The 25509-nt window shown below is 60.1% G+C and carries 19 protein-coding genes, 1 tRNA gene and 1 pseudogene; 17 read left to right on the top strand and 4 right to left on the bottom strand.

The window, feature by feature from the left end:
- The first annotated feature begins 9 nt into the window (after positions 1 to 9).
- From infB to HKK53_RS16195, 6 genes are all read left to right on the top strand, one after another.
- Positions 10 to 2535: a translation initiation factor IF-2 gene (gene infB, locus HKK53_RS16220; RefSeq protein ID WP_169371653.1), complete on the top strand. Its 2526-nt coding sequence runs from the start codon at positions 10 to 12 to the stop codon at positions 2533 to 2535.
- 159 nt (positions 2536 to 2694) lie between these two features.
- Complete coding sequence (gene rbfA, locus HKK53_RS16215) at positions 2695 to 3096, top strand: 30S ribosome-binding factor RbfA (protein WP_008149016.1); 402 nt, start codon at positions 2695 to 2697, stop codon at positions 3094 to 3096.
- A gap of 3 nt (positions 3097 to 3099) precedes the next feature.
- Positions 3100 to 4017, top strand: a complete 918-nt coding sequence (truB, locus tag HKK53_RS16210) for a tRNA pseudouridine(55) synthase TruB (protein WP_169371652.1) — start codon at positions 3100 to 3102, stop codon at positions 4015 to 4017.
- A 117-nt stretch (positions 4018 to 4134) separates the two neighbouring features.
- The gene (gene rpsO / locus HKK53_RS16205; protein WP_003176135.1) at positions 4135 to 4404 is read left to right on the top strand and encodes a 30S ribosomal protein S15; all 270 of its coding nucleotides are present in this window, start codon (positions 4135 to 4137) and stop codon (positions 4402 to 4404) included.
- Between the two features lie 194 nt (positions 4405 to 4598).
- Positions 4599 to 6704: a polyribonucleotide nucleotidyltransferase gene (pnp, locus tag HKK53_RS16200; RefSeq protein WP_046045794.1), complete on the top strand. Its 2106-nt coding sequence runs from the start codon at positions 4599 to 4601 to the stop codon at positions 6702 to 6704.
- Positions 6705 to 6839: 135 nt separating this feature from the next.
- Positions 6840 to 6915 (top strand) — tRNA-Thr (locus HKK53_RS16195).
- A 9-nt stretch (positions 6916 to 6924) separates the two neighbouring features.
- Here the strand turns inward: HKK53_RS16195 and HKK53_RS16190 are convergent.
- Positions 6925 to 7590: a hypothetical protein gene (locus HKK53_RS16190; RefSeq protein ID WP_169371651.1), complete on the bottom strand. Its 666-nt coding sequence runs from the start codon at positions 7588 to 7590 to the stop codon at positions 6925 to 6927.
- 316 nt (positions 7591 to 7906) lie between these two features.
- Between HKK53_RS16190 and HKK53_RS16185 the strand changes: the two genes are divergently transcribed.
- Positions 7907 to 8212 carry a DUF6388 family protein gene (locus HKK53_RS16185; protein ID WP_077747454.1) on the top strand — a complete coding sequence of 102 codons (306 nt, stop codon included), beginning with the start codon at positions 7907 to 7909 and terminating at the stop codon, positions 8210 to 8212.
- A 97-nt stretch (positions 8213 to 8309) separates the two neighbouring features.
- Here HKK53_RS16185 and nadC read toward each other — a convergent pair whose 3' ends face one another.
- The gene (gene nadC / locus HKK53_RS16180) at positions 8310 to 9158 is read right to left on the bottom strand and encodes a carboxylating nicotinate-nucleotide diphosphorylase (RefSeq protein WP_169371650.1); all 849 of its coding nucleotides are present in this window, start codon (positions 9156 to 9158) and stop codon (positions 8310 to 8312) included.
- 360 nt (positions 9159 to 9518) lie between these two features.
- Here nadC and HKK53_RS16175 point away from each other — a divergent pair, with 360 nt between their 5' ends.
- From HKK53_RS16175 to HKK53_RS16155, 6 genes and pseudogenes are all read left to right on the top strand, one after another.
- The gene (locus HKK53_RS16175; protein ID WP_169371649.1) at positions 9519 to 11729 is read left to right on the top strand and encodes a DUF1631 domain-containing protein; all 2211 of its coding nucleotides are present in this window, start codon (positions 9519 to 9521) and stop codon (positions 11727 to 11729) included.
- Positions 11730 to 11793: 64 nt separating this feature from the next.
- Entirely contained in the window at positions 11794 to 12354 is a 561-nt protein-coding gene (gene ampD, locus HKK53_RS16170; RefSeq protein ID WP_169374252.1) for a 1,6-anhydro-N-acetylmuramyl-L-alanine amidase AmpD, read from the top strand.
- Positions 12351 to 13187 carry a regulatory signaling modulator protein AmpE gene (ampE, locus tag HKK53_RS16165; protein WP_169371648.1) on the top strand — a complete coding sequence of 279 codons (837 nt, stop codon included), beginning with the start codon at positions 12351 to 12353 and terminating at the stop codon, positions 13185 to 13187. Before ampD ends, ampE begins: the two co-directional genes overlap by 4 nt.
- Before the next feature lie 335 nt (positions 13188 to 13522).
- Positions 13523 to 14614, top strand: a pseudogene (locus HKK53_RS33000) (methyl-accepting chemotaxis protein); the annotation flags it as partial.
- Positions 14591 to 15520: a methyl-accepting chemotaxis protein gene (locus HKK53_RS32995; protein ID WP_429528798.1), complete on the top strand. Its 930-nt coding sequence runs from the start codon at positions 14591 to 14593 to the stop codon at positions 15518 to 15520. The pseudogene HKK53_RS33000 and the gene HKK53_RS32995, both read left to right, overlap by 24 nt.
- A gap of 249 nt (positions 15521 to 15769) precedes the next feature.
- A complete protein-coding gene (locus HKK53_RS16155; protein WP_169371646.1) occupies positions 15770 to 16159 on the top strand; it encodes a hypothetical protein in 390 nt (129 codons plus the stop codon).
- Here the strand turns inward: HKK53_RS16155 and HKK53_RS16150 are convergent, their stop codons facing one another.
- Together HKK53_RS16150 and cra are read right to left on the bottom strand one after the other, a co-directional pair.
- Positions 16160 to 16936, bottom strand: coding sequence for a TatD family hydrolase (locus HKK53_RS16150; RefSeq protein WP_169371645.1), 777 nt, complete (start codon positions 16934 to 16936; stop codon positions 16160 to 16162).
- 3 nt (positions 16937 to 16939) lie between these two features.
- Positions 16940 to 17935, bottom strand: a complete 996-nt coding sequence (gene cra, locus HKK53_RS16145; RefSeq protein WP_169371644.1) for a catabolite repressor/activator — start codon at positions 17933 to 17935, stop codon at positions 16940 to 16942.
- A 290-nt stretch (positions 17936 to 18225) separates the two neighbouring features.
- Here cra and ptsP point away from each other — a divergent pair, with 290 nt between their 5' ends.
- The 4 genes from ptsP (at position 18226) to HKK53_RS16125 (ending at position 25399) form a co-directional block, all read left to right on the top strand.
- Complete coding sequence (gene ptsP / locus HKK53_RS16140) at positions 18226 to 21087, top strand: phosphoenolpyruvate--protein phosphotransferase (protein WP_169371643.1); 2862 nt, start codon at positions 18226 to 18228, stop codon at positions 21085 to 21087.
- Positions 21087 to 22028 carry a 1-phosphofructokinase gene (gene pfkB / locus HKK53_RS16135; protein WP_169371642.1) on the top strand — a complete coding sequence of 314 codons (942 nt, stop codon included), beginning with the start codon at positions 21087 to 21089 and terminating at the stop codon, positions 22026 to 22028. The genes ptsP and pfkB overlap by 1 nt, the downstream gene beginning before the upstream one ends.
- Positions 22029 to 22039: 11 nt before the next feature.
- Positions 22040 to 23779, top strand: a complete 1740-nt coding sequence (locus HKK53_RS16130; RefSeq protein WP_169371641.1) for a PTS fructose-like transporter subunit IIB — start codon at positions 22040 to 22042, stop codon at positions 23777 to 23779.
- A gap of 78 nt (positions 23780 to 23857) precedes the next feature.
- Positions 23858 to 25399 (top strand): alkaline phosphatase D family protein, encoded by a 1542-nt coding sequence (locus HKK53_RS16125; RefSeq protein ID WP_169371640.1) that lies wholly within the window; start codon positions 23858 to 23860, stop codon positions 25397 to 25399.
- Positions 25400 to 25509: the final 110 nt, after the last annotated feature.

The raw sequence follows: 25509 nt of genomic DNA, 5'->3' as shown, positions 1-25509 counted from the left end.
GAGAAGTGCATGACGCAAGTCACGGTGAAACAACTGGCCGATGAGGTCAAAACACCGGTAGAGCGCCTGTTGCAGCAGATGCGTGAGGCAGGTCTGCCGCACACCGCCGCCGAAGAACATGTGACTGACAGTGAGAAGCAATCTTTGCTGACTCACTTGAAAAGCAGCCACAAGGCGAAAGTGGAAGAACCACGCAAGATCACACTGCAGCGTAAAACCACCAGCACCCTGCGTGTTGCTGGCAGCAAAAGCATCAGTGTTGAAGTCCGTAAAAAGAAAGTTTTCGTACAGCGCAGCCCGGAAGAAATCGAAGCCGAGCGCAAACGCGAACTGGAAGAACGTCGTGCAGTAGAAAATGCTGCCCGTCAGAAGGCTGAAGAAGAAGCCAAGCGTCGTGCCGAAGAAGAAGCGCGTCGCCAGCCTGCTACTGCGCAAAACGCTACTAACGATGCTGTCGCAGCGCCTGCTGCGGTTGCCGAGCCAGTTCGCGAAAGCGCACCGGTTGTGGCGGCTGCACCGGCTCCTTCTGCCGACCGTAAGCCAAACGATCAGCGTCGTCCGGACAAACCACGTGCCGACGATAACAATCGTCGCAGCGGCGGTGGCGATGGTGAGCGCAAAAACGCTCCACATCGTGCTTCGGTCAAAGAGAAAGCGCCTGCTCCACGTGTTGCGCCACGTACTACCGACGAAGAAAGCGATGGCTTCCGTCGTGGTGGTCGCGGCAAGGCCAAGCTGAAGAAGCGCAACGCCCACGGTTTCCAGAGCCCAACCGGCCCTGTCGTGCGTGATGTGCAGATCGGCGAGACCATCACTGTTGGCGATCTCGCCCAGCAGATGTCGGTCAAGGCTGCTGAAATCATCAAGTTCATGTTCAAACTGGGTACCCCAGCGACGATCAACCAGGTACTGGATCAGGAAACTGCCCAACTGGTTGCTGAAGAGCTGGGCCACAAAGTGACCCTGGTCAGCGACACCGCCCTGGAAGATTCCCTGGCCGAGTCCCTGAAGTTTGAAGGTGAGACGTTCTCCCGTGCACCGGTTGTGACCGTAATGGGCCACGTCGACCACGGTAAGACCTCGCTGCTCGACTACATCCGTCGTGCCAAGGTAGCTGCGGGCGAAGCCGGCGGTATCACCCAGCACATCGGTGCGTACCACGTTGAAACTGATCGCGGCATGGTCACTTTCCTCGATACCCCGGGTCACGCTGCGTTTACCGCAATGCGTGCTCGTGGTGCCAAGGCGACTGACATCGTGATCCTGGTCGTTGCAGCGGACGACGGCGTAATGCCGCAGACCATTGAAGCGGTCCAGCACGCCAAGGCTGCCGGTGTTCCTCTGGTTGTTGCCGTGAACAAAATCGACAAGCCGGGCGCCGATCTCGATCGCATCCGTAGCGAACTGTCGGTTCACGGCGTGACCTCGGAAGAGTGGGGCGGCGACACCCCGTTCGTATCGGTTTCGGCGAAAGTCGGTACTGGTGTGGACGAGTTGCTCGAAGCTGTTCTGCTGCAAGCCGAAGTTCTGGAACTGAAAGCAACCCCATCGGCCCCAGGTCGCGGTGTTGTGGTTGAATCGCGTCTCGACAAAGGTCGTGGCCCGGTTGCTACCGTGCTGGTTCAAGACGGTACTCTGCGCCAAGGCGACATGGTCCTGGTCGGTTCGAACTATGGCCGTGTACGTGCCATGCTCGACGAGAACGGCAAGCCAATTAAAGAAGCCGGTCCTTCCATCCCTGTCGAGATCCTCGGCCTGGACGGTACCCCGGACGCTGGCGACGAGATGAGCGTGCTGTCGGACGAGAAGAAAGCCCGTGAAGTGGCTCTGTTCCGTCAAGGCAAGTTCCGCGAAGTCAAACTGGCTCGTGCTCACGCTGGCAAGCTTGAAAACATCTTCGAAAACATGGGTCAGGCAGAGAAGAAGACGCTCAACATCGTCCTCAAATCTGACGTCCGTGGTTCGCTGGAAGCGTTGAACGGTGCCTTGAACGGCCTGGGTAACGACGAAGTGCAAGTGCGTGTTGTGGGTGGCGGCGTCGGTGGTATCACCGAGTCCGATGCTAACCTGGCACTGGCCTCCAACGCTGTACTGTTCGGCTTCAACGTGCGTGCCGATGCTGGCGCTCGCAAGATCGTCGAGCAGGAAGGCCTGGATATGCGTTACTACAACGTGATCTACGACATCATCGAAGACGTCAAGAAAGCCCTCACCGGTATGCTGGGCAGCGATGTTCGCGAGAACATCCTGGGTACTGCTGAAGTGCGTGACGTGTTCCGTTCGCCGAAGTTTGGCGCGATCGCCGGTTGCATGGTTATCGAAGGTGTTGTTCACCGTAACCGTCCAATCCGTGTACTGCGTGAAGACATCGTTATCTTCGAAGGCGAGCTGGAATCCCTGCGCCGCTTCAAGGATGACGCTTCCGAAGTACGTGCCGGCATGGAATGCGGTATTGGCGTCAAGAGCTACAACGACGTCAAAGCTGGCGACAAGATCGAAGTTTACGAGAAGGTTCAGGTTGCTCGCAGCCTCTAACTCGCGCACTTCAAGGGCCACGATGAGCCGCTGCATGCAAGTGCGCGGCACGGCGTCAGGACTCTAAACGCAACGCCCGGTCTGGCTTTTGTCAGGCCGGGCGTTTGCCGCTTTCAGACCCCACGGGTTTCACCGTGTGGCAGTAACAGGTAACAAGACATGGCAAAAGAATACAGCCGTACCCAACGTATCGGCGATCAGATGCAGCGTGAGCTGGCACAGCTGATCCGTCGTGAAGTCAAAGACCCGCGCGTCGGCCTGGTCACCATTACCGCTGTTGAAGTCAGCCGCGACGTCGGTCACGCGAAGATCTTCATCACCGTGATGGGCCAGGACAACGCCGAAGACATCGCACAAAGCATCAAGGTGCTCAACTCCGCCGCTGGCTTCCTGCGCATGCAGTTGGCTCGTGAGATGAAGTTGCGCAGCGTTCCGCAGTTGCACTTCCACTACGACGAAAGCGTCGTGCGTGGCGCGCACCTGTCGGCCCTGATCGAACGTGCGGTGGCTGAAGACAATCAGCACCCGGTTGCGGCTGAAGCCGAAGACACCAAGGAGTAATCGGTGGCTCAGGTCAAACGTATCCGTCGTAACGTCAGCGGCATCATCCTGCTCGACAAGCCGTTGGGGTTCACCTCCAACGCGGCGTTGCAGAAGGTTCGCTGGTTGCTGAACGCCGAGAAAGCCGGGCACACCGGCAGTCTCGATCCGCTGGCCACCGGCGTGTTGCCGTTGTGCTTCGGTGAAGCCACCAAGTTCTCGCAGTATCTGCTCGATTCCGACAAGGCTTATGAAACCCTGGCGCAACTCGGCAAGACCACCACCACGGCGGATGCCGAGGGTGAAGTTTTGCAGGAACGCCTGGTGACCGTTGGTCGCGCCGATGTCGAAGCTGTTTTACCCGGTTTTCGCGGGCAAATCAGTCAGATACCGCCGATGTACTCGGCGCTCAAGCGTGATGGCCAGCCGCTGTACAAGCTGGCCCGTGCAGGCGAAGTAGTGGAGCGCGAACCGCGTTCTGTTACTATTGCGCGCTTGGAATTGCTGGCCTTTGAGGGTGATACTGCGCGCCTTGCAGTGGATTGCAGCAAAGGCACCTATATCCGCACCCTGGTGGAGGATATCGGTGAGCAACTCGGTTGTGGCGCTTACGTTGCAGAATTGCGACGTACCCAGGCCGGGCCTTTCACGCTGGCGCAGACGGTCACGCTTGAAGAGTTGGAAGCGGTACATGCCGAAGGCGGCAACGAAGCGGTTGATCGCTTCCTGATGCCATCGGACAGCGGCTTGCTGGATTGGCCGCTGTTGCAGTTCTCGGAGCACAGCTCGTTCTACTGGCTCAACGGCCAGCCGGTACGAGCCCCGGATGCACCGAAGTTCGGCATGGTACGGGTACAGGATCACAACGGCCGCTTCATCGGTATCGGTGAAGTGAGCGAAGACGGGCGCATCGCGCCGCGTCGACTGATTCGGTCAGAATGACCGGACGAGGGTGGCTGTTAACAGGCACGGTCACTACTCATTTTTAGATACAGGGATTTGTCCCTGGCCTGTTGAAGCTGTTTCTCTGAAACAGTTTCCTGATAAAAGGATTGCCTCATGGCTCTCGACGTTCAAGAAAAAGCTCAAATCGTAGCTGACTACCAGCAAGCTGTTGGTGACACTGGTTCGCCAGAAGTGCAAGTTGCACTGCTGACCCACAACATCAACAAGCTGCAAGGTCACTTCAAGGCCAACGGTAAAGATCACCACTCCCGTCGTGGTCTGATCCGCATGGTAAACCAGCGTCGTAAGCTGCTGGACTACCTGAAAGGCAAGGATCTGGGTCGTTATCAGGCTCTGATCGGTCGCCTGGGTCTGCGTCGCTAATAAGCGATTGCGCTAGAGGTTGGTTGTCTGTCGTGCACCAGTGGGTTTCCCGCTGGTGCATGGCAGGCTCCCAGCCTCAAGTTTTATCTGGATACACGTTTTACCCTGGACAGGCGTTGGGCCGATTCCCGACATTGCCCAAGAATTTCGCAAGAAGACAAGTTCCCCAAGAGCCACAAAGAAGGTAGGACACCGTGAACCCGGTAATCAAAAAATTCCAGTTCGGTCAGTCGACCGTTACCCTCGAGACTGGCCGTATCGCCCGTCAGGCCTCCGGCGCAGTATTGGTCACCGTTGACGACGACGTCAGCGTGTTGGTGACTGTCGTTGGTGCCAAGCAAGCCGATCCAGGCAAGGGCTTCTTCCCTCTGTCCGTTCACTACCAGGAAAAGACTTACGCTGCCGGTAAGATCCCTGGCGGTTTCTTCAAGCGCGAAGGCCGTCCTTCCGAGAAAGAAACCCTGACTTCCCGACTGATCGACCGTCCGATCCGTCCGCTGTTCCCAGAAGGCTTCATGAACGAAGTGCAGGTTGTCTGCACCGTCGTTTCCACCAGCAAGAAGACCGATCCGGACATCGCTGCGATGATCGGTACCTCGGCTGCCCTGGCGATCTCCGGCATTCCTTTCGATGGCCCTATCGGCTGTGCACGCGTTGCGTTCCACGAAAGCACCGGCTACCTGCTGAACCCGACTTACGAACAACAGAAAGCTTCGAGCCTGGACATGGTCGTTGCCGGTACTTCGGAAGCGGTGTTGATGGTTGAATCGGAAGCCAAAGAGCTGACCGAAGACCAGATGCTGGGCGCGGTACTGTTTGCTCACGACGAGTTCCAGGTGGTGATCAACGCCGTTAAAGAACTGGCCGCTGAAGCTGCCAAGCCAACCTGGACCTGGACTCCACAGCCAGAAGCCACCGCTCTGCTGGGCGCTATCCGTGCCGAGTTCGGCGACGCGATCTCCCAGGCTTACACCATCACCATCAAGGCCGACCGTTACGCTCGCCTGGGTGAGTTGAAAGACCAGGTGGTTGCCAAGCTGTCCGGTGAAGAAGGCCAGCCTTCTTCCAGCGAAGTGAAAGCAGCGTTTGGCGAAATCGAATACCGCACCGTTCGCGAAAACATCGTAAACGGCAAGCCACGTATCGACGGCCGCGACACCAAGACCGTACGTCCTCTGAACATCGAAGTTGGTGTTCTGCCAAAGACCCACGGTTCGGCTCTGTTCACCCGTGGCGAAACCCAGGCTCTGGTAGTCGCGACTCTGGGCACCGCCCGTGACGCGCAACTGCTGGACACCCTGGAAGGCGAGAAAAAAGACCCGTTCATGCTGCACTACAACTTCCCTCCGTTCTCGGTAGGTGAGTGTGGTCGCATGGGTGGCGCTGGTCGTCGCGAAATCGGTCACGGCCGTCTGGCCCGTCGTTCGATTGCAGCCATGCTGCCGGCTGCCGACGTGTTCCCGTACACCATCCGTGTTGTGTCGGAAATCACCGAATCCAACGGTTCGAGCTCGATGGCTTCCGTTTGCGGTGCTTCCCTGGCCCTGATGGACGCTGGCGTTCCGATGAAGGCACCGGTTGCCGGTATCGCCATGGGTCTGGTTAAAGAAGGCGAGAAGTTCGCCATCCTGACCGACATCCTGGGTGACGAAGACCACCTCGGCGACATGGACTTCAAAGTAGCGGGTACCGCCAAGGGTGTTACCGCGCTGCAGATGGACATCAAGATCAAAGGCATCACCGAAGAAATCATGGAAATCGCTCTGGGCCAAGCCCTGGAAGCGCGCCTGAATATCCTCGGTCAGATGAACCAGATCATTGGTCAGTCCCGCACCGAACTGTCGGAAAATGCTCCGACGATGATCGCGATGAAAATCGACACCGACAAAATCCGTGATGTCATCGGTAAAGGCGGCGCGACCATTCGTGCGATCTGTGAAGAGACCAAGGCTTCGATCGACATCGAAGACGACGGCTCGATCAAGATCTTCGGCGAAACCAAGGAAGCGGCTGAAGCAGCACGTCAGCGCGTTCTGGGCATCACCGCAGAAGCTGAAATCGGCAAGATCTACGTCGGTAAGGTTGAGCGCATCGTCGATTTCGGCGCATTCGTCAACATCCTGCCTGGCAAGGACGGTCTGGTTCACATCTCCATGTTGAGCGACGCTCGCGTTGAGAAAGTGACCGACATCCTGAAAGAAGGCCAGGAAGTGGAAGTACTGGTACTGGACGTGGACAACCGCGGCCGTATCAAGCTGTCCATCAAAGACGTAGCAGCAGCCAAGGCGTCGGGCGTTTAATCACCCTCGCTTGATTGCTTCAACGTTATAAAAAAGGCCCCGCAGTGAAAACTGCGGGGCCTTTTTTTGTCTGCCATAAACCGGGACGGAACTGGCGGTTGCGACTCGCGAAAGCTGTGCTAGGTTTAGCTCACCGCCCGTGTAGCTCAGCCGGTAGAGCAGCGCACTCGTAACGCGAAGGTCGCAGGTTCGATTCCTGTCTCGGGCACCATTGCCACTGTTATTTCACTTTTCGGCTCAGGTCTTCGACCGTGCGTTTGAGCTGATCCAGTTGATTGTCCTGATCGCTGACTTCCCGCTTCAGGTTGGACAGGTCGCTGGAGCTTGAGCTGGAACTCGACCCGGCGCTGCGCTTGAGGTCTTCCACCTGGCTGGCGAGTTTCTTCAGGTCGTTGTCCTGATCGCTGACAGTGCGCTTGAGGTTGGACACTTCGCTCGAGCTGGAACTGGAGCTTGAGCCAGTGTTGCGCTTGAACTCTTCCATCTGCTTGGCGAGGTCTTTCAGGTCTTTGTCCTGTTCCTCGACGGTACGCTTGAGGTTGGATATTTCGTTGCTGCTCGAGCCGGTGCTGGTGCCGGTGTTGCGTCTGAGTTCTTCGATGAGGCGCGCTTGCTCGCTGACGGTTGTTTTCAGCTTATCGATTTCAGCTTTATTGGTTTTAACCGTGCCTCGTAAGTCTCCCAGCTCGCTGACTTCCAGATTGGTTTTGACCAGTACGGTCTTGCCATAGGAGGTGTGGGTGGCGGTGAGGGTATCGTTAAACGAAGGGCTGTCGGAGCTAAGCTCGATAGCCTGAGCCGTATTGGTCAGTGCCAGGTTGCCGAGCAGAAGGGCGGCCATGCCGGTTGCAAACAGGGTAGACGAAAGCTTTGGGAAATTGCGCATCACCTGAGTTCCTTGTGAAGTGCCTATATGGCACATCGCTATGACTTCGGTTTTCGAAACATGTTCCTGAGAGGGCGCAAAAATGGTGTGGCCGGGGAGGGCATCCGGTTTTTTGTAGATTTGATGTAAACATGCATATAAATCGTCAGCCAAAGGTCCTATATTCGGAGCTTGCATCAGCACCACCGAAGCTGTTTTCAGATGATCCCGAATGGTTCTGAAGGCCAGACAAACCGGGCTTTACGCGGTTTTTTGCGTCAGAGAGATCCTTGATGATCCAGATCCATCTTCCATTCCCCAGATCAGCGAGAACGACATGACTGTTAAAGAATTGACCCAAGAAGCCAGACACGAAGAAGCGCTGAAGAAGTACTTGCTGGAATCGCCCCAGCTCGCCGAAGAGATCAAGGACTTGCCCGCCGACGATCAGAAAGACCAGATCCAATGGGCGTTCGAGGATGAAGCGGAATCCCAGGGCTTGCAGCCGTGGGAACTGACGCTCAAGTACACCTCGACCCCGGAAGAGTTCGAGGCGGCGCGCCTGGTGCTGCACAAGGAGGCGGCCGAAGTGTTGGGCGTCGAGTGGGAAGAGTACTGCGAGATGAATAATCTGGTGGTCTGACCCGTAGGAGCGAAGCTTGCTCGCGAAGGCGGCTGAACAGCCAATATTGATGTTGGCTGACACACCGCTTTCGCGAGCAAGCTTCGCTCCTACATTTTCAGAGGCTGAGTCGCATCGACAGGTCGACAGCCTTCACGTCCTTGGTCATCGCACCAATCGAAATGTAATCCACACCGGTTTCGGCAATCGGCAGCAACGTGCTTTCGTTGATCCCGCCGCTGGCCTCCAATTTGGCCTTGCCGCCGTTCAGGCGCACCGCTTCGCGCATGTCATCGAGGCTCAATTCGTCGAGCATGATGATGTCGGCACCGGCCGCCAGGGCTTCTTTCAGCTCATCCAGGCTTTCCACTTCGATTTCCACCGGCTTGCCCGGGGCAATCTTGTGCGCGGCCTTGATCGCTTCAGGGATGCCGCCGCAGGCCGCGATATGGTTTTCCTTGATCAGGAAGGCGTCATACAGGCCGATGCGGTGGTTATGACAGCCGCCGCAGGTCACGGCGTACTTTTGCGCCAGACGCAGCCCCGGCAGGGTTTTGCGGGTGTCGAGCAGCTTTACCTGAGTCTCGCCGACGAAATCCGCCAGGAACTGCGCGCGAGTCGCCACGCCGGAAAGCAATTGCAGGAAATTCAGCGCACAACGTTCGCCCGTCAGCAGTGAGCGCGCCGGGCCTTCGAGGTGGAACAGCGCCTGATTGGGTTTTACCCGTTCGCCATCGCGCACCTGCCAGTGCACCGCGACCCGCGGGTCCAGTTGCCGAAAGACGGCATCGACCCAAGCGGTGCCGGCAATAACGGCCTCATCGCGGGTGATGATGGTGGCTTTGGCCAGGCGTTCAGCCGGGATCAGCTGCGCGGTGATGTCGCCGCTGCCGATGTCTTCGAGCAACGCACGGCGCACGTTGGCTTCGATTTCGGCGGTCAAATCGGCGAGACGTAGATTCGGCATAACGGGCTCCACAAACAAAGTGGCCCGATTATAGGGCCATGGCGCGAACCAACCCAAGGCATGCCGAGTACCCGGATCGCTCTGAAAACTGCATTTGGTCGATTAGCGTGAGCAATTGCCGCTAAGTGGGGGTCTGCCTTGTACGTCTATTTCGATGTGAGGCACAGAGTCTGCTGGCACAAGAGACGTGTTTTGCCGATAATCCGCCTTGCATTTGACGTCATAGCTTTGACGTCCCTTTGGGTCCCCGATTATTGAATGACAGCGGGTGGGCAGTGTTCCCCGTTGAGCGCCGGCTGTGAGGCTTGCGCAGTCGATCTTTTTTACCGAACCGAAGACTCACCGTTTCAGGAGGCTTGGATGCACAACGACGGGAATGTAGTGCCTTTGCACAAGGCGGCTACCGACCAGGCGACTCACTCGCCGCTCGCCCGCCTGCCTGTGATTCTGCTTCAGGTTCGCGACAAGGCTGCGCAACAGCTCAGGCATGGTCTGCAGGAACTGTTCGATAACGCCGACGACACCCTGTTCGAAATGGCCGACCGGGCCCGCAACGACATCGAGCAAAACATCTTTTTCGAAGCCATGCGCGACTTGCGCCTCAAGCGCAAAAGCATCGAGCGCGGGTTTCTCGAGCAATTCTTCGAGGCTTTTGCCAGCCTCACTCAGTACGACAACTCGCAGTCCGCGTTGCCCCAGGCATTGGCGTTCGATACCAGCGTATCGCTGCCCAATGACGACCTGGAACGCAATGTTGCGGTGGAGGCCATGGTCAGCAAAGTGCTGAGCCGCGAGGGGTTCGCCCTCGATCAACTGACCACCCGGCTCAGCGTTCTGTTGGGCAAGGAATTGCTCGAACAGCACAACCCGATCGGCCCGGCGATGCTCTGTGAGTATTTCCTGCAGGCCGGGCGCAATCTGGGCGTGGAAATAAAGGTCAAGCTGATCATCCTCAAACTGTTCGAGCGCTATGTGCTCAGCAGCGCCGATCAGCTCTACGCCGAAGCCAACCAGCTGCTGATCGCCACCGGCGTGTTGCCCGAGCTCAAGCCGGCCCCGGCAAGGCGTGCGACGGACCGTGCGGCGGCCAGTGCCCATGCCGAGCCTGCCGAGGCGGTTGTGCGGTCCGGCAGTACGCAGATTGATGACAGCGTGCAGGAAGTTTTCGCCGCGCTGCAGGAACTGCTGTTCCACGTGCGCGGCAGTGTTGCGCCGACCCTTGAAGCCAGCACCCCGACCCAGCCGATTTCCACCCGTGACCTGCTACGCCTGCTCTCGCATTTGCAGCAATACGTCCCGACCCTGGCGGCTCAGGACGACTTCGACCTGCGCAATCAGCTCGAACAACTGCTGACTCGGGTCAGCGTCAAAAGCGGCAAGTCGCGGGTGGTCGGGGTTGCTGATGAAGACGTGATCAACCTGATCGCCATGCTCTTCGAATGCATCCTCGATGACCGCAACCTGCCGGACTCCCTCAAGGCGTTGATCGGGCGCTTGCAGATCCCGATGCTGAAAGTCGCGGTGCTCGACAAGAGCTTTTTCAGTCGCAGCAGCCATCCGGCGCGGCGCCTGCTCAACGAAATCGCCGCCGCGGCCATGGGCTGGGGCGAGTGTGACGATCATGAGCGCGACACGCTGTACCTGCGCATCGAGCAAGTGGTGCAACGGCTGTTGAATGATTTTGTCGATGACCCGGCGATATTTTCCGAGTTGCTGGCGGACTTCTTGGCGTTTACCAGTGACGAACGTCGCCGTAGCGAGCTGCTGGAGCAGCGCACCCGCGACGCCGAAGAAGGTCGGGCCAAGACCGAACTGGCGCGCCAGCGGGTCGAGCAGGCGCTTAATGAGGCGCTGTTGGGCAAGCTGCTCCCGCAAGGGGTGGTGGCGTTCGTGCAGGACGCCTGGAGCAAAGTGCTGTTGCTGACCTGCCTCAAGCATGGCGATCAGTCCGCCGAATGGCACGCCGATGTGCAGACCATGGTGCAGTTGATCTGGAGCGTGCAGCGCCATGACGAAGCCGATGCGAGTCTGCGTCTGTTGTCGCTGGTGCCGGGATTGCTCAAGTCGCTGCGCGATGGCCTGAGCAGCTCAGCGTTCGATCCGTTCGCTACCAGCGAATTCTTCAGTGAGCTGGAAACCTTGCACGTGCAACTGTTCGAGCGGCCGGCCCAGGAGCCGGCGTCTTCGAGCGATGCGCCAGTGATGGTCGAAGTGGTCGAGGAAATCGTCTTGCGTAATGCTGATGAAGGCCCGGTCGAAACGGCTTCGGTGCGGTTGCCGGCGGACGATGCCGGCCTGCTTCAGGTCGATCAATTGCGCCTGGGCGGCTGGGTGGAATTCCAGGAAGATGAAGACAACACCCTGCGCTGCAAACTGGCGGCGATCATTGAAGCCACTGGCAAATATATTTTCGTCAACCGCACTGGCATGAAAGTGCTGGAGCGCAGCCGCACCGGGCTGGCGCTGGAATTTCGCCGTGGCGCGGTGCGTACCCTGGACGATACATTGCTGTTCGATCGGGCGCTGGAATCGGTGATTGGCAACTTGCGACGTCTCAATCACGCCAAGTGATCGCGCGCAGAGGGCCTATCGCGGCATACTGGGCGCCAACACGGTCGTCGTTGAAGGAACCTGTATGCAGTTGGACCCCGCGAGCGGTTGGTGCCAGGGCGTAAATATCTGCCCCTCGCCCAACTTCAATGCGCGCCCCTCGGATGAAATCTCCCTGCTGGTGATCCACAACATCAGCCTGCCGCCGGCGCAGTTCGCCACCGGCAAGGTGCAGCAATTTTTCCAGAATCGTCTGGATGTCACGGAGCATCCCTACTTTGAAGGGATCGCTGACCTGCGGGTGTCTGCGCATTTTCTGATCGAGCGTGACGGCACTGTCACTCAGTTTGTCTCTTGCCTTGAGCGCGCCTGGCATGCCGGCATCTCGAATTTCGAAGGGCGAGAAGTCTGTAACGATTTTTCCGTGGGCATCGAGCTTGAAGGCACGGATGATCTGCCGTTCACCGACGCGCAATATCAGGCGTTGACGGCCCTGACCCGACAGCTGCAAAGCACGTTCACCGGCATTACTGCACAGCGCATTTGCGGGCATAGCGACATCGCCCCCGGGCGCAAGACTGATCCGGGACCGGCGTTCGACTGGGCACGCTATCGCGCCGATTTGGCTAAAGAGGAACAACAATGAGTTTTCTGGTGTTGCTGTTGGCGGTCTGGATCGAGAAATTCTCGGCCTTGCGTCATCGGGTTCAACGTGACGGCGGTTGGGTGCGCGAGCTGCACAAGCTTGAAGCCAGCTCGCGTCTGAAGGACCGTCCGTGGTTGGTTTTAGTGTTGTTGGTGTTGCTGCCGGTGGCGCTGCTTGGTTTGCTGCTGGTGGTGCTGGAGCCCGTGGCCTATGGCTTGCTGGCGTTGCCGGTGCACCTGCTGGTGGTGATTTACAGTTTGGGCCGCGGTGATCTGCTGGGCGAGCTCGGGCCGTTTCGCGATGCCTGGCGCCGGGAAGACCTGCAAGCTGCCGCGCATGTGGCCAATCGCGATCTGAATATCTGCGCCGAAAGTGGCGAGCAACTGCTGGAACGGGTGCAGGCGCATCTGCTGTGGCAGGCCTATCAGAGCTTTTTCGCGGTGATTTTCTGGTACTTCCTGCTGGGCCCGGTGGCGGCGTTGAGCTATCGCTTGCTCGCGCTGGCCGAAGAGTACGGACAGAACCCGGCGGTGGTCGAGCGCGCGGCTCAATTGCGTCACGCCTTTGATTGGGTGCCGGTGCGGTTGCTGGCGGCGAGTTTTGCCCTGGTTGGCAACTTTGTCGCGGTCGGTCGGGTGATGCTGCACGAACTGCTGAACTGGAACATCACGGCCGCGCAGTTGATCGAAAAGGTCGGGCTGGTGGCGGGGGAGATTCCGGCGCCGGTGGTGGGGCCGGATGGCATCAACAGCCTGGATCGTATCTGGGAACTGCTGCTGCGGGCGGCGGTGCTTTGGTATGCCGGGTTTGCGTTGTGGACTGTCCTGCCCTGACACCGGCCCTGTAGCAGCTGGCGAAGCCTGCGTTCGGCTGCGAAGCAGTCGCAAATTCAAGCACCACGGTGTGTCAGTCCCACCGCAAACGCAGGATTTACGACTGCTGCGCAGCCGAACGCAAGCTTCGCCAGCTGCTACAAAGTCGAATGCGTGGCTACGAAGCTGCGCATCCTGCCGTTAACCTTAAGTTACAAAACCTCCCTCCGATTTGAGCTATACAGAGATAGCGCCCAATAGTGGCTATCTGCTGTATCTGTGCGCCTGCCAATAAAAATAAGAAACCCAAGGGAGACTTCACAGTGAAGAGCTTGCTCTATCCCGCTGTCGCGCTGATGAACCGCCTGAGCTTCGGCATGAAGTTCAGCCTGATCAGCGTGCTGTTCCTGGTGCCGATGCTGGTGACCAACTTCTACCTGGTGCGTGATTCCTATCGGGAATTCCAGGGCACCCGCGTCGAACTGCAAAGCCTCGACCTGCTGGGCAGCAGCCTGACCCTGCGCCGGGACCTGGAAACCCTGAACAACCTGGTGCAGATCGACGTCACCCTCGGTCAGTCCGGCAAGGCCGGTGACGTCGAGACGAAGATCAGCGCGCTGGAACAAAGCGTGCTAGCCCGTTTGCAAGGGCTGACGGCGATGAGCGCCGACCCGGAGCAGGTCACGGTCTTCGATGGCAAACGCGATGAAATGATCGCCGCGTTCAAGGCCCAGCAAGCGGAAAACTCCCTGCAAAGCAAAAGTGCGCTGATCGGCAAGTTGCTGGGCAATGCGCAGATTTTCAGCCAGATCATCACCAGTCAGGCCGGCCTGAGTCGCGACAACCAGAGCGACATGCGCCAGCTCAGCGAACTGATCACCAACGTTACCCCGCCCGTTACGCAAATTCTTGGTGAAGGCCGGGCCATGGGCTCGCTGTCGCTGGGGCAGGGCTTTCTCAACTCGGCATCGAGCACTCGCTTCGACGAGTTGCTGGCGCAGATCGAAAAGCTTCAGGCTGAATACGGTTTGAAGCTGCACGACGCGTTGGGCTCAAGCAAAGCGGCCAACGAAACCCTGGCCGCCCAGGCCGACAGCAGCAAGGCCTCGCTGAAAAAGGCCAGCGAACTGTTCGAAGAACAGGTGGTGATGGCCGACACCCTCGATGCGCCGTGGCAGGCGTTTTACGATCAGGTCACCGGCCTGATGGACCAGACCTACCAGCTCAATGAAGCGACCCTGAAGTTTCTCGGCACCCAGTTGCAGCAGCGTCTGGAGCAGAACCGCACCCATATGGTCATGCAGGCCGTGGCGCTGTCGGTGGTGTTTGTGTTGATTTTTTATCTCTACGGCGCCTTCTACGCCTCGACCCGCACCACCCTCAAGCGCCTGGGCGCGATGATGGATAGAGTGGCGGCCGGCGACATGACCGTGACCTTCAGCGCCAACAGCCGCGATGAACTGGGTGAGCTGGGCGAGGTGTTCAACGGTACCGTGAAGAAAATCCACGACTTGATCGAGCGGGTCGGCCAGACCGTCGGCGAGGTCGAGCGCCAGGCCGGACAGGTGGAAAGCGTTTCCGCCCAGAGCAATCAGGCGGTGGCCGGGCAGCGCAGTCAAATCGAACAGGTCGCCACCGCCATGAACCAGATGTCAGCCACCTCCCTGGAAGTGGCGCGCAGCGCGGCGGCAGCGGTCAGCAGCGCCCACAGCGTCAACGACGAAACCCTCAGCGGTCGCGGGTTGGTGGAGTCGCAACAGGGCAGCATTGCGGCACTGGCCACTGAGATCGATCAGTCGGTGCTGGTGATCAATCAACTGGCCAGCGACAGCCAGTCCATCAGCCGGGTGCTTGATGTGATCAAAAGCATCGCCGAGCAAACCAACCTGCTGGCGCTCAACGCTGCTATTGAAGCCGCGCGGGCGGGCGAGCAGGGCCGTGGTTTTGCGGTGGTGGCGGACGAAGTTCGAACCCTGGCCAAGCGCACCCAACAATCGACCGAAGAAATCGAACAGATGATCGCCAAGCTGCACGGCGGGGTTGGCGCAGCGGTGAAAGCCATGGGCGTCAGCCATCAAATGGCCAATGGCACGGTGGGACAGTCAGAGAAGGTCCAGCAGGCCCTGGAAAACATCCTCGGCGCTGTGGGAATGATCGTCGACCAGAACCAGCAGATTGCCGCGGCCGTGGAGCAGCAAACCGCGGTGGCCCATGACATCGACCAGAACATCGTCGAAATCAACCGCGCCGGCGAGCGCACGGCCGAAGGTGCGCATCAGACCGAGCACGCCAGCCGGGCGTTGTCGGCGCAGGTGGTGGAGTTGAAACAATTGATCAGCGCGTTCCGGGTCTGATCAACACCACTAATCCCCAGTAGGAGCGAAGCTTGCTCGCGAAGACGGCCGTACATTCAACATTGATGTTGGCTGACGCACCGCCTTCGCGAGCAAGCTTCGCTCCTACAGGGATCGGTGCGCTGCGCACAATCTGTAGTACTTGTTCCCCTTGCCAGTGCGGTGTTTCCTGATTTCCTGCGGGCTCTGGTTTTTGGTCTTCAATGAGGGAAGATCCATTTCTCTAACCTGCCCTGAGGAAGCCCGGTTATGTCTGCCGCCACGCTTGGAATCCTGGGCCGCTGCGCCCATTGCCAGCGCACCCTGTTGCTGGAGCCCTGGCAATTGAACGCCATTGCGATCAACGAAGCGTTTACCTGTTCCCACTGCGAGAAATCCGTACAACTGAGCGATCCGAAACAGATCAAGCGCTTCAAGTCGCTCGATTCCCTGGCCTGGTTGCGGGCGAGCACGCTGATCATGGTCTGCACCGCGCTGGTGGTGGCGTTGGTGATGGAGTGGGTCGGGCTGCTCAGCGTCGTGGAGCAGCTGAATTTCTCGTTGTTGGCGATTCTGGTCTACTTCGCCGTCGTCCGGTTTGCCCGGCATCGGCAACACATCACGCTGACGCTCGAGGCCGCCAAGGCCTATGGCGACTGACTACCAGTTGAACAACTCGCAGGCATTGGCCGTGCTGACGGCGGCCAGTTGTTCGGGGCTGATCGCCATGATTTGTGCCAGCGCCGTGCAGATCGCCGGCAAGTGCGCCGGGCTGTTGCGCTGGCCGGGGAACATGGAGGGCGCCATGTCCGGGGAGTCGGTTTCCAGGACCACCGACTCCAGCGGCAACTCGGCGAGCACCCGATGCATACGCAAGGCCTGAGGCCAGGTCGCGGCGCCACCCAAGCCGAGTTTGAAACCAAGTTTGATGTATTCCCGCGCTTCTTCCTTGCTGCCGGCGAAGGCGTGGATGATCCCCGCACGTTTCAGGCGAAAGCGTTTGAGCGTGGCAATCACCGCCGCATGGCTGCGTCGTACGTGGATTAGCGCCGGCAGATTGAAATCCACCGCCAGTTGCAACTGCGCATCGAACAACGCCTGCTGGCGCTCGCGATCAAGGGTTTCGATGAAGTAATCCAGACCGATCTCGCCCACTGCGCACACCTGCCGATGGCCGGCCAGCCGCGTTAGCCAATCGCCAAGAATGGTCAGATCCTCGGGGCGGTGATCGTCCAGATAAACCGGATGCAAGCCGAACGCCGCGTGCAGATCGGGATCGCTCAACACCAAATCCCAGACCCGCTGCCAATTGCCCTGATAAACCCCCAGCACCACCATCCGCCGCACCCCGAGGGCGCGGCTTTCGGCCAACAACGCCGTGCGATCGGCGTCGAAGTCCGGGAAGTCCAGGTGCGTGTGGCTGTCGATCAGCTCCACGGTTCAGTCCTGCAGAATGCGCTGCTTGAAGGTCCGCGCGATGGCCTGCACGCCGGGTTGATAATCCGACTGTTCGATGGCGGCCAGGGCCAGTTCCAGGGCTTTGTCGGCGATCAGTTGATGCTGCTGGGCCATGGCATTGACCGGCAACGGCAGGAAATCCAGCAACTGCGTGTCACCGAATGTGCCGAGGCGCAACGGGCGGGTTTTCAATGGGAAGTCATGCAAGGCATCGAACACGCCTTGCAGCAGCACGTAGGAAGTGGTCACCAGCGCATCCGGCAAATGACCCAGGCGCTGTAGTAATTCTTCCATCAACTGCTTGCCGCACTCGCGGCTGAACGACTCGCCGTGTTCGATCAGGATCTCGCCCTTGAACCCGGCCAACGCCTCTTTGAACCCGGCGGCCCGCTCCTGGCTGATGCTCAGCTCGGGACGAGCGCCGATCAGGGCGATCTGCTTGGGCAGCGGATCGAGCAGGCTGCGGGTCAGTTGCAGGCTGGCTTCGCGGTCGTCACTGATCACCGAGCAGAAATGCTCGGGCTCCATGACCCGGTCGATGGCGATGATCGGAATGCCTTTGGCCTGCAACTGGCGATAACTGTCATCGTCCGTCGGCAGGCAACTGGCGACAATCAAGGCATCGCAACGCCGCGCGCGGAACAGTTTCAGCAACTGCCGTTCGCTGTCTGGTGCATCATCGGAGCTGGCGATCAGCAACTGATAGCCGCGCGCCCGCGCACCTTGCTCCAGCAGTTTGGCAATCCGTGCGTAACTGGGGTTTTCCAGGTCCGGCAGGATGAACCCCAAGGTGCGAGTATGCCGACTGCGCAGCCCGGCGGCCTGAGGGTTGGGCGTAAAGCCATGTTGCTCGACCACGGCACGCACACGCTCGACGGTCGCGCTGCTGATGCGTTGCTGGGTGGCCTTGCCATTGATGACATAACTGGCGGTGGTCACGGACACACCGGCCAACTGTGCGATATCACTGAGTTTCAACTCGGGATTTCCTTGTTTTTTCGAGCTTGCCCCGACATTTTCGCCAATCCTACCCGATTCGGGCAGACGACTATTGTCGCAGCGCATCCGACAAGTTGGACTTCAAGGATGAGACATTATCGAGTAACGTGCCAAACATTCTAGATTAAACGTTTCAGCAAGCGTATTTTCTGCGTTATAGGGTCCTTTGGCCGGTTCTGCCGCGAAACCGCCAAAAGTCGTGATCAAGGGCCTAAGCTGAGACATTCAAAACAATACCTGGCGTCCCGAGGCGCCAAAAAGGAGAAAGCATGCTCGAGCTCACCATAGAGCAGATATCCATGGGCCAGTCGGCTGTGGATAAGTCAGCCGCATTACACCTGCTGGCCCAGCATCTGGTTGCCGATGGTCTGGTAGCAGAGGGTTATCTCGCCGGTTTGCAGGCGCGGGAAGCCCAGGGCTCGACCTTTCTCGGCCAAGGTATTGCCATCCCCCACGGTACGCCGGAAACCCGCGACCAGGTGTTTTCCACCGGCGTGCGGCTGATGCAGTTCCCCGAAGGTGTGGACTGGGGCGACGGCCACATCGTCTACCTGGCGATCGGCATCGCCGCCAAATCCGATGAACACCTGCGTTTGCTGCAATTGCTGACCCGCGCCCTCGGCGAGACCGATCTGGGCCAGGCTCTGCGCCGCGCCAGTTCTGCCGAAGCGTTGCTGAAACTGTTGCAAGGCGCGCCGCAGGAACTGGCGCTGGATGCGCAGATGATTGGCCTTGGCGTGTCCGCCGATGACTTTGAAGAACTGGTCTGGCGTGGTGCGCGTTTGCTGCGCCAGGCCGATTGTGTGAGCAACGGTTTCTCCGCCGTGTTGCAACAGGTGGAAGCGCTGCCCCTGGGCGATGGCTTGTGGTGGCTGCACAGCGAACAAACCGTCAAGCGTCCGGGGCTGGCCTTCGTCACGCCGGACAAGCCGATGCGTTACCTCGGCCAGCCGCTGAGCGGTCTGTTCTGCCTGGCCAGCCTTGGCGAAGCGCATCAAGCCTTGCTCGAACGCCTGTGTGCGTTGCTGATCGAAGGTCGCGGCCACGAATTGGGCCGCGCCACCAGCAGCCGCAAAGTCCTCGAAGTGCTCGGCGGTGAGGTGCCTGCCGACTGGCCGAGCGCGCGTATTGCCCTGGCCAACGCTCACGGTTTGCATGCGCGGCCGGCGAAGATCCTCGCGCAATTGGCGAAAAGTTTTGACGGCGAGATCCGCGTGCGCATCGTCGATGGCCAGGACAGCGCCGTTTCAGTGAAAAGCCTGAGTAAACTGCTGAGCCTCGGCGCCCGTCGCGGTCAGGTGCTGGAATTCATTGCCGAGCCGAGCATCGCCGCCGATGCCTTGCCGGCGTTGCTCGCGGCCATCGAAGAAGGCCTCGGTGAAGAAGTCGAGCCGTTGCCGGCGGTCAGTCAGCAACGCGAAGTGTTTGCCGATGTCGCCGAGGTGCTGCTCGCACCCAAGTCCGGCAGTCTGGTCCAGGCCATCGCCGCCGCCCCAGGCATCGCCATTGGCCCGGCGCATATTCAAGTGCTGCAAACCATCGATTACCCGTTGCGCGGAGAGTCCGCCACCATCGAACGCGAGCGCCTCAAGCAAGCGCTGAGCGATGTCCGTCGCGACATCGAAGGCTTGATCGAGCGCAGCAAATCCAAGGCGATTCGCGAGATCTTCATCACCCACCAGGAAATGCTCGACGACCCGGAATTGACCGATGAAGTCGACACCCGTCTCAAGCAAGGCGAAAGCGCCGAAGCGGCGTGGATGGCGGTGATCGAAGCCGCTGCCAAACAACAGGAATCCTTGCAGGACGCGTTGCTCGCCGAACGCGCCGCCGATTTGCGCGATATCGGCCGCCGGGTGCTCTCGCAGTTGTGTGGCGTCGAAACCCCGAGCGAGCCGGAGCAACCGTACATTCTGGTGATGGACGAGGTCGGTCCGTCGGACGTGGCGCGTCTCGACCCGGCGCGGGTGGCCGGTATTCTCACCGCCCGTGGCGGCGCCACCGCTCATAGCGCCATCGTCGCCCGCGCCCTGGGCATTCCGGCCTTGGTCGGCGCTGGCGCGGCCGTGTTGCTGCTGGCGCCGGGCACGCCGTTGCTGATTGATGGTCAGCGCGGTCGCCTGCATGTCGACGCCGATGCCGCGACCTTGCAGCGCGCCACCGAAGAACGCGACACCCGCGAAATACGGTTGAAAGCCGCTGCCGAACAACGCCATCAACCGGCGCTGACCACTGATGGTCACGCCGTGGAAGTGTTCGCCAACATCGGTGAAAGCGCCGGCGTCACCAGCGCGGTGGAGCAGGGCGCCGAAGGCATTGGCTTGCTGCGCACCGAACTGATTTTCATGGCGCACTCGCAGGCGCCGGACGAAGCCACCCAGGAAGTCGAATACCGTCGCGTGCTCGATGGCCTCGCCGGTCGTCCCTTGGTGGTTCGTACTCTCGATGTCGGTGGCGACAAACCGCTGCCGTATTGGCCGATCGCCAAGGAAGAAAACCCGTTCCTCGGCGTGCGCGGCATTCGCCTGACCCTGCAACGTCCGCAGATCATGGAAGCGCAATTGCGCGCCTTGCTCCGTGCCGCCGACAACCGTCCATTGCGGATCATGTTCCCGATGGTCGGCAGCGTCGATGAATGGCGCCAGGCCCGGGACATGACCGAACGCCTGCGCCTGGAAATCCCGGTGGCGGATCTGCAACTGGGGATCATGATCGAGGTTCCATCGGCAGCCTTGCTCGCGCCGGTGCTGGCCAAGGAAGTCGATTTCTTCAGCGTCGGCACCAACGACCTGACCCAATACACCCTGGCCATCGACCGCGGTCACCCGACCTTGTCGGCCCAGGCTGACGGCTTGCACCCGGCGGTGCTGCAACTGATCGACATCACCGTGCGCGCGGCCCATGCCCATGGCAAGTGGGTCGGCGTGTGCGGCGAGTTGGCGGCCGATCCGCTGGCGGTGCCGGTGCTGGTCGGCCTCGGTGTGGATGAACTCAGTGTGTCCGGCCGCAGCATCGCCGAGGTCAAGGCACGCATCCGCGAACTCAGCCTGGCCCAGACCCAAACTCTCGCCCAACAGGCCTTGGCCGTGGGCAGCGCCGATGAAGTGCGCGCATTAGTGGAGGCCCTGTAATGGCCAAGATTCTCACCCTGACCCTCAACCCGGCGCTGGACCTCACCGTCCAGTTGCCGGTGCTGACACCCGGTCAGGTCAACCGCAGCGACGAGATGCACACCCACGCCGCCGGTAAAGGCGTGAACGTGGCGCAGGTGCTGGCCGATCTCGGCCATCAACTGACCGTCAGCGGCTTTCTCGGCGAAGACAATCTGCAAGCCTTCGAAACCCTGTTCGCCAAGCGCGGCTTTGTCGACGCGTTCATTCGTGTTCCCGGCGAGACTCGCAGCAACATCAAACTGGCGGAAAGCAACGGGCGTATCACCGACATCAACGGCCCGGGCCCGCAGGTCAATGAAGCGGCGCAGCAGGCGTTGCTCGATCGCCTCGATCAGATCGCGCCGGGGCATGACGCGGTTGTCGTCGCCGGTAGCCTGCCGCGAGGCGTCAGCCCGCAGTGGTTGCAAGCGTTGATCGCACGTCTGAAAAACCTCGGTTTGAACGTGGCGCTGGACACCAGCGGCGATGCGTTGCGTGCGGGATTGGCGGCCGGTCCGTGGCTGATCAAACCCAACACCGAAGAGCTCGCCGATGCCCTCGATTGCGACGTGGTGTCGGTGACGGCCCAGGCCGAAGCCGCGAGCCGCTTGCACGCCCAAGGCATCGAACACGTGGTGATTTCCCACGGAGCCGACGGGGTGAACTGGTTCAGCGTTGGCGCGGCGATGCATGCTACGCCGCCGCGGGTCAGTGTGGTCAGCACCGTGGGTGCCGGTGATTCGCTGTTGGCGGGGATGCTCCACGGTTTGCTCAGCGCCGACACGCCTGAACAGACCCTGCGCACCGCCACGGCCATTGCCGCGCTGGCGGTCACGCAAATCGGTTTCGGTATCAGCGATGTCGCGCAGTTGACGCAGCTCGAACAGGGCGTGCGCGTGCGCCTCCTGACAGAACAATAAGAGGGGTTGTCATGAAGTTAGCCATTGTTACGGCCTGCCCGAACGGCATGGTCACCAGTGTGCTGTGCGCGCGGTTGCTCGATGCCGCGGCCCAGCGCCAGGGTTGGAGTACTTGCGTCGAAGTGAACGACGCGGCACATCCGGAACGTCAGTTGTCGTCGGCGACCATTGAGTCCGCCGAGTGGGTGTTGCTGGTGACCAGCGCGCCGGTGGACATGTCGCGATTCGTCGGCAAACGCGTATTCCGCAGCACCCCGGCCCAGGCCCTGCAAGATGTTGAAGCGGTGCTGCGGCGCGGTGCTGAAGAGGCTGAAATTTACGTCGCCGCCGAAGCGCTCGCAGAACCTGTCGTGGCCGCAAAAAGCGCCCCGTGTCTGGTCGCAATCACCGCGTGTCCGACCGGCGTCGCTCACACTTTCATGGCTGCCGAAGCGTTGCAGCAAGCGGCCAAGCGTCTGGGCTACGACCTGCAAGTGGAAACCCAGGGCTCGGTCGGCGCGCGTAATCCCCTGAGCGCAGCGGCAATTGCCGATGCCGACGTGGTGCTGCTGGCCTGCGATATCGAAGTCGCCACCGAGCGTTTCGCCGGCAAGAAAATTTACCGTTGCGGCACCGGCATCGCCTTGAAACAGGCCGAAGCCACGCTTAACAAAGCCTTGGCCGAAGGCAAGCAGGAAAGCGCTGCTACCGGTGCCAAAGGCCCGGCCAAGCAGGAGAAGACTGGCGTCTACAAACACCTGCTGACCGGTGTGTCGTTCATGCTGCCGATGGTGGTGGCGGGCGGTTTGATGATCGCATTGTCGTTCGTGTTCGGCATCACTGCGTTCAAGGAGCCGGGCACGCTGGCGGCCGCGCTGATGCAGATCGGCGGCGAGACCGCTTTCAAATTGATGGTGCCGTTGCTGGCGGGGTACATCGCCTACTCGATCGCCGATCGTCCGGGCCTGGCGCCAGGGATGATCGGTGGTTTGCTGGCGAGCACGTTGGGCGCCGGTTTTATCGGCGGGATCCTGGCCGGTTTTATCGCCGGTTACGCGGCCCAGGCGATCAATCGTTATGCGCGGTTGCCTCAAAGTCTTGAGGCACTGAAACCGATCCTGATCATCCCGTTGCTGGCGAGTCTGTTCACCGGACTGGTGATGATTTATGTGGTTGGCAAACCGGTGGCGGGGATGCTCGAAGCGCTCACGCACTTCCTCGACAGCATGGGCACCACCAACGCGATTCTGCTGGGTGTGTTGCTCGGCGGGATGATGTGCGTCGATCTTGGCGGGCCGATCAACAAGGCCGCTTATGCCTTCTCGGTGGGACTGCTGGCGTCGCAGAGTTATGCCCCGATGGCCGCGACCATGGCCGCCGGCATGGTGCCGCCGATTGGCCTCGGCATCGCGACGTTTATTGCCCGGCGCAAGTTTGCCCAGACCGAACGCGAGGCCGGTAAAGCGGCGTTGGTGTTGGGGTTGTGCTTTATCTCCGAAGGGGCGATTCCGTTTGCGGCGAAAGATCCGTTGCGGGTGATTCCGGCGAGCATTGCCGGTGGTGCGCTGACGGGGGCGTTGTCGATGTATTTCGGCTGCAAACTGATGGCGCCGCACGGTGGCTTGTTCGTGCTGATGATCCCGAATGCGATCAACCATGCGCTGCTGTATCTGCTCGCCATCGTGGCCGGGAGTTTGCTGACGGCGGTGGCGTATGCGCTGCTCAAGCGCCCGGAAGGGGTGGAGTTGGCGGTAGAACCCGTCAACGCCTGACACCCAACCCTGTAGGAGCGTGTTTCACACAGGCGTCATGCGCACATGCTTTAGTTTCCCTTTTTCAGGGAGAACACCATGAGCGAATTCAACCTCGGTCGCCGGCGTGTCATGCAAGCGGTCGGCGCCGGTTTGTTGCTGCCCAGCCTGGCCCCGGCGGTAATCGCCTCGGTCAAGGATCGGCCGCAACTCACCGACGGCGTGCAGTCCGGCGACTTGCAGGGCGACCGGGCGATGGTCTGGAGCCGCAGCGACCGTCCTGCGCGCATGGTGGTGGAATGGGACACCCGCAGCCTGTTCACCAACCCGCGTCGTTTCGTCTCGCCTTTGGCTGATGCCCGCACCGATTTCACCGCCCGGGTCGAACTCACCGGCCTGCCCGCCGACCAGGCGATTTTTTACCGCGTGCACTTTGAAGATGCCCAGAACGGCACAAGCAGCGAACCCTGGTTCGGCCACTTGCGCAGCGTGCCGACGGCCCGGCGCGACATTCGTTTTGTGTGGAGCGGCGACACCGTCGGCCAGGGCTTCGGCATCAACCCGGACATCGGCGGCATGCGCATCTACGAAGCCATGCGCCTGCGCCTGCCGGATTTCTTTATACACAGCGGCGACACCATCTACGCCGACGGCCCGGTGCCGGCACAGCTCACCACCGAGAGTGGCCGGGTGTGGCGCAACATCACCAGCGAAGCCAAGAGCAAAGTCGCGGAAACTCTGGACGAATATCGCGGCAATTATCGCTACAACCTGATGGACGAAAACATCCGCCGCTTCAACGCCGAAGTCCCACAGATCTGGCAGTGGGACGACCACGAAGTGGTGAACAACTGGTCGCCGGGCAAGCAACTTGATGAGCGCTACAAGAGCAAAGATATCCACAGCCTGGTCGGCCGCGCACGCCAGGCCTGGCTCGAATACGCGCCGATGCGTTTGCAGAGTGCCGACAATGGCGGGCGGATTTATCGCCAGCTCAGTTATGGGCCGCTGCTCGATGTGTTCGTGCTTGATATGCGCAGTTATCGCGGGGCGAATGACGACAACTTGGGCGGCGAGAAACCGTTCCTCGGTCGTGAACAACTCGACTGGCTGAAGGCTTCGTTGAAAGCCTCAAAGGCGCAATGGAAAGTCATCGCTGCCGACATGCCGATTGGTCTCGGTGTGCCCGACGGTGAAGTCAGCCCAGGTGTCGCCCGCTGGGAAGCGGTAGCCAATGGTGATCCGGGACCGGCTCAGGGCCGTGAACTGGAAATCGCTGAGTTGCTGGGCTTTCTGCGCAAGCAGCAGGTACGTAATTTCGTGTTCCTGACCGCGGATGTGCATTACTGCGCGGCGCATCATTACCACCCGGATCGCGCCGCGTTTCAGGATTTCGAACCGTTCTGGGAGTTTGTCGCCGGGCCGTTGAATGCCGGGAGCTTCGGGCCCAATCCGCTGGACAAAACCTTTGGCCCCGAGGTGGTGTTCGAGAAAGCACCGCCAGCGCAAAACACCTCGCCGTTTGCCGGATTTCAGTTTTTTGGCGAGGTGAATATCGAGGGGCTGACGGGGGAGATGAGCGTGGTGTTGCGGGATCTGGATGGGGTGAGTGTGTTTGAGCAGACGTTGCAGCCGGTTTGACGGGGAGATCGTTCCCCCGTTCTGCGTGGGAATGCCTCAACGGACGCTCTGCGTTCGGCTCTTGATGGGACGCGGAGCGTCCCGGGCTGCATTCCCACGCGGAGCGTGGG

The organism is Pseudomonas sp. ADAK7 (assembly GCF_012935675.1).
In the GTDB taxonomy this organism is placed as follows: Bacteria; Pseudomonadota; Gammaproteobacteria; order Pseudomonadales; family Pseudomonadaceae; genus Aquipseudomonas.
The sequence above is the reverse complement of the archived record's forward strand: the minus strand, read 5'-3'. Positions and strand labels throughout refer to the sequence as shown.